The sequence below is a fragment of the Thermoactinomyces sp. CICC 10522 genome, from assembly GCF_016055075.1.
Taxonomy (GTDB): domain Bacteria; phylum Bacillota; class Bacilli; order Thermoactinomycetales; family Thermoactinomycetaceae; genus Thermoactinomyces_A; species Thermoactinomyces_A daqus.
Genome location: NZ_JAECVY010000034.1, coordinates 1 through 8,768, shown reverse-complemented (window position 1 = coordinate 8,768; position 8,768 = coordinate 1). Strand labels below are relative to the sequence as shown.

The window sequence follows — 8,768 nt, the reverse complement described above, 5'->3', positions numbered from 1 at the left end:
GGCACCGTCTTCCTTATTACTTGCTCGCTCTGTCCGCCAAGACCCGGGAGGCGCTGGAAGCGAAGATCAGCGACATGATCGCTTTTCTGGAGAAGGAGTCCCCGACGAATGAAGACATGGCCCGGATCAGCTTCACTCTCCAGGAAGGAAGACAGCACTTTGCCTGTCGTTGCGCTGCGGTTGTCAGAGATCGCGAGGATGCGCTGTACCTCCTCAGGCAGTTCGGAGGGGAGGAGAAGTTGCCCAATCTGTTTACGGGCACTGTACCGGAAAGTTTCGTCAGCCAAAAAGTGATGGAGATGTTTGCCCAGGAGCTCATGCGGAAAAGCCATGCGGTTCAAAAGGAGGAGGAATACCGGGAAATCCTTCAGGGGCTGGCCGACCTTTACTGTCAGGGATACGACTTGCCTTGGGAGCAACTGTGGAGGGAAAAACCGGATCGGATGCATCTGCCCACATACCCGTTTGCGCGGAATACCTACTGGGTCGATGTGCCGGAAACGGCGACGACAGACTGCGTGCCGGCGGTTCAGCTTTCATCCCGGCAGCCCGAACCAACACCGGAAGTGTCATCCCCGTTCACGGCCGGTGAGCAGGAAGAAGAAATCCTTCCGCCGGACTCCGCCATCGGGACGGCACCACCGAATCCGCTGCCCGGTGTCAGTCATAATCCGCTTTCAGAGCAAGAGCTGGAGCAATTGCAGGAAGAATTGGCTGCCAGCCTGGCGGAAGCCCTGTATGTCGAACGGGATTTGATTCTGCCGGATAAAAAGTTTATTGAGCTCGGTTTGGATTCCATCGTCGGGGTGGAGTGGATCAAGACCTTAAATAAAACCTATGGCACTTCGATCAAGGCGACCAGGGTCTACGATTATCCGACCATCCGCGATTTTGCGCGATTTTTGCAAAGGGAATTGAAAAAAACGGAGACCCATGCGGGAAAGACGGAGCAAGTGCCGCAGCCTGCGAAACAAGCAGAACCAGCCAATTCATCCGCCCTTCCGGCAGTAACCGTTTTAAAAAAGGGACCTGTGCCGCCGGTTCCCGCAGATGAAGAGAATTCCGGAAAGAAGTGGGAGACCGGGGACAGCGTCAAGGACGGCTCCCAGACTTTAAGCCCGGAGAACCTGGGCCATCCCTTGTTTCAAACCCGGTACGGCTGCAAATGGAACTACGTCGCCGGTTCGATGGCGCAGGGAGTGGCTTCGGAAGCATTGGTCATTGCCATGGCCAAAGCGAGGTTGCTCAGCTTTTTTGGCAGCGCCGGAATTGGCGCTAAAGAGCTTGAATCCCGCATCCGGAAAATCCAATCGGCCCTGAACCCCGATGAACCGTACGGCATGTGCCTGATTGCCAACTTTGACGACCCGCAGGAAGAATGGGAGCACGCTGCTCTGTTCATCAAGTACGGAATTCCGTACATTGAAGCGTCCGCCTATTCCTCCATTACCGCCCCGCTGGTCTATTGCAGAATCAAGGGGATTCAAAAAAAAGGAGGGCGCATTGTATTTCCGAGAAGGATCATCGGGAAATGCTCCCGGCTGGAAATCGCCCGGCAGTTCATGTCCCCTCCTCCAAAGGATCTGGTGCAGCAGTTGCTGGAAGCCGGTTTGATTACAGAGGAAGAAGCGGAGTTATCCCGGTCGGTGCCGATGGTTGACGATATTGCGCTGGAAGCCGATTCCGGCGGTCATACTGATCAAGGGGTTTCATCCGCGTTAGTTCCTTCCGTCATCGCCCTCAGAAATAAAATGCAGCAAGAGCATGCCTATCCGGAACCGATCATGATCGGCTGCGGCGGGGGAATCGGAACGCCCGAAGCCGTGGCATCGGTCTTTATGCTGGGTGCCGATTTTATTTTTACCGGGTCGATTAACCAGTGTACGGTGGAAAGCGGCGCTCATGAAGTTGTGAAAGAGTTGCTCGGTACCGTCACCATCCATGACACGGCAGTGACCGTCGCCGGGGATATGTTTGAAATCGGGGCAAAAGCGCAGGTCGTCAGGAAACATACACAATTCCATAACCGCGCCAACCGGTTATACCAATTGTTCATGCAATACAATTCGATCGATGAGATTCCGGAGGAAATCAGGCACGAGATTGAAACACAGTATTTTAAGAGAACTTTTTCCGAAGTCTGGGATTTGGTTTGTGAGTATAAGAAAAAGAAAAATCCGCAGCATCTGGTCGAAGCGGAGGAAAATCCGCGATTTAAAATGGCGCTCATTTTTAAATGGTATTTTGCCTATTGCAACCGGGCCACCCTCAACGGGGATGAAACCGAGAGAGATAATTTCCAAATATTCTGCGGACCGGCCATGGGGGCTTTTAACGAGTGGGTGAAAGGAACGCCTTATGAGCATTGGAAAAACCGCCGCGTGGCCGAAATTGCCGCATTGCTGATGAACCGTGCCTGCGAACACATTCAGTCCCGCTTTGACCGTCCGGTTACGGCAAAAGGAAACGTGACCGCTCTTCCCGGGCCTGTGGAGAAACAGGACGCGGAAGAGACGGCCATTGCCATTATTGGCATGTCGGGGCAGTTTCCAAAAGCCAAAAATCTGGAGCAATTTTGGGACAACCTGGTGAATGGCCGGGATTGTATCTCGGAAATCCCCGAATCGCGGTGGCCGGCTGCCCGATATTACGACACGGATCCGGAAGCTCCCGGAAAAAGCATAAGCAAGTGGATGGGCGTGTTGGAGGATGTGGACAAATTTGACCCTGCCTTTTTCCACATTCCACCGGTTGAAGCGATCGCCATGGACCCGCAGCAACGCCTCTTTCTGGAGAGTTGCTGGAGCTGTATCGAGGATGCCGGATTACGCCCGTCTGATCTGTCCGGAAGCCGTTGCGGCGTATTTGTCGGATGTGCGCCGAGCGATTACGGTCGGTTGTTCAAGGAAGAGGAGTTAAATGCCCGGGTGCTGATGGGCGGAACCACCTCCATTCTGGCCGCACGGATCTCTTATCTGCTGAATCTGCGGGGACCTTCGATGGCGATTGAAACAGCCTGTTCCTCTTCCCTGGTCGCCGTGGCCGAGGCATGCAACAGCCTGATCCTGGGCAACAGCGATCTTGCCCTGGCCGGAGGAGTCTGTATCATGGCCGGCCCGTCTCTCCATATCATGACCAGCAAGGCAGGCATGCTGTCCGGAAACGGCCGTTGTTCCACTTTTGACAATGATGCCGACGGATTTGTGCCCGGCGAGGGAGTGGGCGTAGTCTTGCTGAAACGCCTGAGCGATGCGATCCGGGATAAAGATCCGATTTATGGCGTCATCCGCGGCTGGGGTGTCAATCAGGACGGCAAGACCAACGGCATCACTGCACCGAGTCTTCATGCGCAGGTTGAACTGGAGCGGGAGGTGTATGATCGTTTCGGCATCAATCCCGAACGAATCTCACTCGTCGAGGCGCACGGAACCGGCACCAAGCTCGGCGATCCGATCGAAGTCGAAGCGCTTACCGAGGCATTCCGGTCTTTTACCGGCAAAAAACACTACTGCGCGCTCGGGTCGGTCAAAAGCAACATCGGGCATCTTTTGACGGCTGCGGGAATCGCCGGATTGATTAAAGTGCTGCTTGCCCTGAAACATAAGACGCTGCCCCCGACTATTCATTATCACCGTTTGAACGAACATATTTCCCTGGATGACAGTCCGTTTTATATCAATAAAAGCAAACGCCCCTGGACGGAGCGCGACGGGGTACCGCGCCTGGCGGCTGTCAGTTCTTTCGGGTTCAGCGGGACAAATGCCCATATCGTGGTGGAAGAGTACCTTCCGGAGCCGGAGACAATGGCTCCCACGGACCCGATGGATGGCGGGCATCCGCTCTTGTTTGTCCTGTCAGCCAGAAACGAAGCGCAATTGAAGACGTATGCGAGCCGGATGATGCACTTTATCTGGAAACATCAAAACCTCAATCTCCGGGATTTGGCTTATACCCTGCAAGTGGGCAGAGAGCCGATGGATTGCCGGATGGCTTTTGTCGCCGGATCGCGGGAGTCAATCCTGCAGACATTGAAGCTGTTTACAGAAGGGAATCCGCCGCCGCACCTGTTCACCGCTTCTTTGAAAAGGGAGAAAAACGGGAGCAAGGATTTGCCAATGGGTGAATTCCGTTCAGTTTCATCGCCGGACGGATCATGGGAAGGGAACTGGGAGGAAATCGCCCGGCTGTGGGTGAACGGCAGTCCGGTGGATTGGGATAAACTGTACGGCGGGAGCAGGCCGCGCCGGATCCATCTGCCTTCCTATCCGTTCGAGAGGAAGAGATTTTGGCCTGAGGAAAGGAAAAGCAAGGATTTAATTTCGACCGGAGCGGAACCGGCTGACCATTTGCCCCGTTCCTCAAAATGGTCCGGTGGAGAAGCGGCAGCGTCCGCCGCAAAGCCTGCCGGCATTTCATTAAAGCCTTTGGTGGCGGAAATCCAGCAGTTCCCGGATAAGCGGGAAGCCAAGCAGCGGGCTCCGATCAGGTTGTCTCTGCCTGATCCGTCGCCACGCGAGGCTGTGCCGCTCTCTTTTTCCAATCCCTCCGAGGAGGCTTTGCAGGAGGCGCTCGCTGACAGTCTGGCAGAGATCATGTACATGGAGCGCGGGGAGATCGACCCGGACCGGAACTTTCATGATCTCGGGCTGGACTCGATTTTGGGTGTGGAATGGATTCGCGTGATTAATAAACAGCACGGGACTTCGCTGGAAGCCACCACTTTGTATGATTACCCCACGATTCGCGAATTAGGGAAGCTGATTCTCGCCCAGCAGTCGGTTCAAGGCGCCGGGCCCGGTCTGTTGCAAACGGAAAATCAGGCAGCGGGCGGAACGGATCCCGGGGAAGCCGGGGCCTTGATGGACGAGCTGGCGGACAGTCTCGCGGAAATCATGTACCTTGATCGCAGTGAGATCGATCAGGACCAGAATTTTACCGATCTGGGATTGGATTCGATTTTGGGCGTGGAGTGGACACGGGCGCTCAATAAACGATACGGAACTGCGATAGAGGCGACCGCGTTGTATGATTATCCGAACTTGCGTGAATTTGCCGCCTGGATGCTCAGGGAAAGGACGGGCCGGGACAAATCTGGTTCTGAACCGTCTGCATCGGTTCCTCCCCTGACCCTGGAAGAGGTGCTGGAGCAAGTGGAGCGGGGGACATTGGAGGTCGAAAAGGCCAATGAATGGTTGCAGAGGCATGATTTGATTTAGGGGGAGGGCAATGATGAACTCGCAAGAGATCCTGCGCGCACTGCAAGCCGGAGAATTCACCCTGGAAGAGGCGAAAGCCCGATTGACGAACATCAGAGAGAAAAATAATCGAAGCCCTCAGCGGGATGAGCGGGAAGCGATTGCCGTGATCGGCATGTCGGGAAGGTATCCCGGGGCAGACAACCTTGAAACCTATTGGGCCAATTTGGCTCAGGGGCGTAACTCGATCCGGGAAATTCCGAAATCCCGCTGGGATGTGCATTCTTATTTTGAACCGTATCCCCCGAAAGACGGAAAAATCTATTGCAAATGGCTGGGCTTGCTGGATGATGTCGACTGTTTTGATCCGTTGTTTTTTCATATTTCGCCGTCGGAAGCGGAAATGATGGATCCGCAACAGCGCATTTTCCTGCAGGAAGCCTACCGGGCCTTTGAGGATGCCGGATACACCCCTGCCGAATTGAACGGAAAGCAGTGCGGGGTTTATCTGGGGATCATGGGCAATGAATACTACCGGATGTTGTGCGACCGGAAGGTTGGGCTTACCGATCTCACGGGAAACAATGCTTCCATCGCTGCGGCCCGCATCGCTTATTTTCTCAATCTCAAGGGCCCGGCCATATCGGTTGATACCGCCTGTTCTTCCTCTCTGGTCGCCATTACGCTGGCGTGCCAGGCCCTGCTTCACCGGGAAATCGATATGGCTCTGGCCGGCGGTGTTTCTTTATACCTGACGCCGGAGCCTTACATCGGAATGTGTTCGGCCGGAATGTTATCTCCGGATGGTCAATGCAAGGCTTTTGATCAGTCAGGCAACGGCATGGTCCCCGGTGAGGGAGCCGGGGCCCTGGTTTTAAAAAGGCTGAAGGATGCCGAGGCGGATCGTGACCACATCTATGGCCTCATTATCGGGTTCGGCATGAATCAGGACGGGAAAACGAACGGAATTACCGCACCCAGCATCAAAAGCCAATTTGAACTGGAAAGATCCGTTTATCAAAAATTCAACATCGATCCGGCCGGCATCAGTTATGCGGAAATGCACGGCACCGGAACCAAGCTGGGAGATCCGATTGAGCTAAAGGCTTTGTCAGCCGCATTTCGGGAGAGGACAGAGAAGAAGAATTATTGTGCGATCGGCTCCGTGAAATCGAATATCGGGCATACGTCGGCCGCCGCCGGTGTGGCGGGTGTCCACAAGGTTCTTCTCTGCATGCGGCATAAGCTCTTGGTGCCCACCCTTAACTTTACGGAGCCGAATGAACATTTCGATTTTGCGGATTCCCCCTTTTACATCAATACGGAAACGATTCCCTGGGAGGCGCCGGCACCGAGGCGGGCTTGTGTCAGCTCGTTCGGGTTCAGCGGAACCAATGCCCATCTGGTGATAGAGGAATACCTTCCGCGGCAGCAGAGAGCGGGAGCACCGGTTGTGAACGCCGATCACCCGGTATTGGTCGTGTTGTCGGCAAAAACGGAAGAGCGATTGAAGGTTTATGCCGGAATCATGAAAGAGTGGGTTCAGGCGCAGGAACGACTGAACCTGGGTGACCTGGCTTACACTTTGCAGACGGGCAGGGAGGCCATGGAGTGTCGTCTGGCTTTTTGGGCCGGATCAAAAGACGAAGTGATCGGGACATTGGATGCTTTTGTCAACGGCAATCATCCGGAGGGGCTGTTGACCAATCAGGTGAAAAAAGGAGCGGGTGCATCTCCCGCCTCTCCCGGACATCCCCCGGGGAAGGCGAGGAGGGACCAGATCGCTGCATGGTGGATCGTCGGCGGCGCGATCGACTGGAACGGTTTGTATGAGGGCAGCCTGCCGCAACGCATTCCTTTGCCGGGATATCCATTTGCCAAGGAACGTTATTGGCTCCCTGGCCGGAATCCTGTGCCTGTGAACGGGAACCGGCTCCATCCCTTATTGCATCGGAACACTTCCGACCTCTCCGTGCAGCGGTTCAGTTCGACATTGACCGGAAAGGAACCGTTTCTGACGGATCACGTGATCCACGGCCGCCGCATTTTGCCCGGATCAGCCTGTCTGGAAATGGCCCGGGCGGCGCTGGAGCTGGCACTGCATCCGAAGGCGGCGAAGGCCTTGCGGGATGGCCGCACACGCATCCGCCTGGTCAATCATGTTTGGGCGGCTCCGCTGGCCGTGGGGGAAGATCCGGTGGAAGTCCATATTTGCCTGACCCCTGAGGAAGATGGAGCGATTGATTATGAAATCTACAGCGGTTCCCTTGATCCTGAGGATGAAACCAACGAGGTCCACAGCCAGGGCAGCCTGGTTTTGACCGATCCGGTGACCGTTTCCCCGCTGGATGTCGCAGCGTTGCAGGCGCAATCTCCTCGGAAGATTCTCACGCCGGAGCAGATCTACCCGGCTTTTCGGGCGGCAGGGATTGCATACGGGCCGTCACACCGCCTGATTGAGCGCCTTTATCTGTATGAAGACCAGATTCTTGCGAAGTTGTCATTACCGTCCGGTGTAAACGGTGCGCAAGGGTCTTTTTTTCTGCACCCCGGCCTGATCGATTCGGCGTTACAGGCTGCGGCGGGCTTTGCCATCGCGGCGAACGCGCCTTTAACTTCACTGCCGTATTCCCTTGAAACATTGGATATACTGGCCCCCTGCTCCGCCGGTATGTGGGCTTATATCCGCCGGCGTGATGGGAATGGGGCAGCATCTCCGGGCGCCGGGCTGCTGGATCTCGATCTGTGTAATGAAGACGGGGGGATCTGTGTGCAGATCCGGGGATTTTCGACCCGGCCGGTAAATTCGTTGCAACGTGAGGGAGCGGAAGATGCGTTTTATCTCGATCTGTCGGAGCGGATTTGGAAGGGCGAATTATCTGAAGAGGAAGTCGAACGGATTTTAACGGCTTCAAGATAAGGGGTACCGGAAAAATGGATAGACAGTTGAAAGAGTTATACAGACAGCTGAAAGAAAAGAAAATCACACCGGAGGAAGCCGCCGTCCGATTCAAGAGTTTGCATGTGCGACGGCAGCAAAACGAGCAGCGGAACAGAATACTGGCTTTTTTGCAAAAGGCGGCAGCCTCTGTGCTTCAGGTTCCTTCCGCGGAGATTATGAGTGATGTGAAACTGGGTGAATACGGCTTTGATCCGCTGAAGTTGACGGAACTGGCTGATCTCCTTCAGACGGAATACGGAGCAGACCTCACCGCCCGGGAAATTGCGGAACACGAAACCCTCAACAGTCTGGCGACATTTTTGCTGGAATCCTTCGGCCCTCTCTTTAACGCCGAAATCAATCGTCTTTCGGAAGCTGTGGAACAACAGAGTGAAGGCCTGACAGCGGAAGAAGGGCGACTGGTACGGAAGGCGGCTGATTATTTAAAGCGGCTGCTTGCATCCGTCCTGAAGGTACGTGCGGAAGAGATCGCTCCGGACCGGGATTTGGAGAAATACGGCATCAGCTCGATTATGGTGATGAAGCTGACGAACGAGTTGGAAAAAACATTTGGCCCGTTGCCCAAAACGCTGTTTTTTGAGTACAAAACGGTAGACGAACTGACAGGCTAT

3 protein-coding genes and 1 pseudogene are annotated in these 8,768 nt (G+C 55.0%); all 4 read left to right on the top strand.

The features are described 5' to 3' along the window. The coding region (locus I8U18_RS17105; RefSeq protein ID WP_198065145.1) for a PfaD family polyunsaturated fatty acid/polyketide biosynthesis protein at positions 1-5,216 on the top strand (5,216 nt) is incomplete at its 5' end. 109 nt (positions 5,217-5,325) lie between these two features. After that, positions 5,326-7,113 (top strand): annotated as a pseudogene (locus I8U18_RS18395) (type I polyketide synthase); the annotation flags it as partial. Beyond that, the gene (locus I8U18_RS18390; RefSeq protein ID WP_370589432.1) at positions 7,108-8,115 is read left to right on the top strand and encodes a polyketide synthase dehydratase domain-containing protein; all 1,008 of its coding nucleotides are present in this window, start codon (positions 7,108-7,110) and stop codon (positions 8,113-8,115) included. The pseudogene I8U18_RS18395 and the gene I8U18_RS18390, both read left to right, overlap by 6 nt. A gap of 14 nt (positions 8,116-8,129) precedes the next feature. Continuing rightward, positions 8,130-8,768: phosphopantetheine-binding protein (locus tag I8U18_RS17095; RefSeq protein WP_198065143.1), on the top strand; the 639-nt coding region annotated here is incomplete at its 3' end.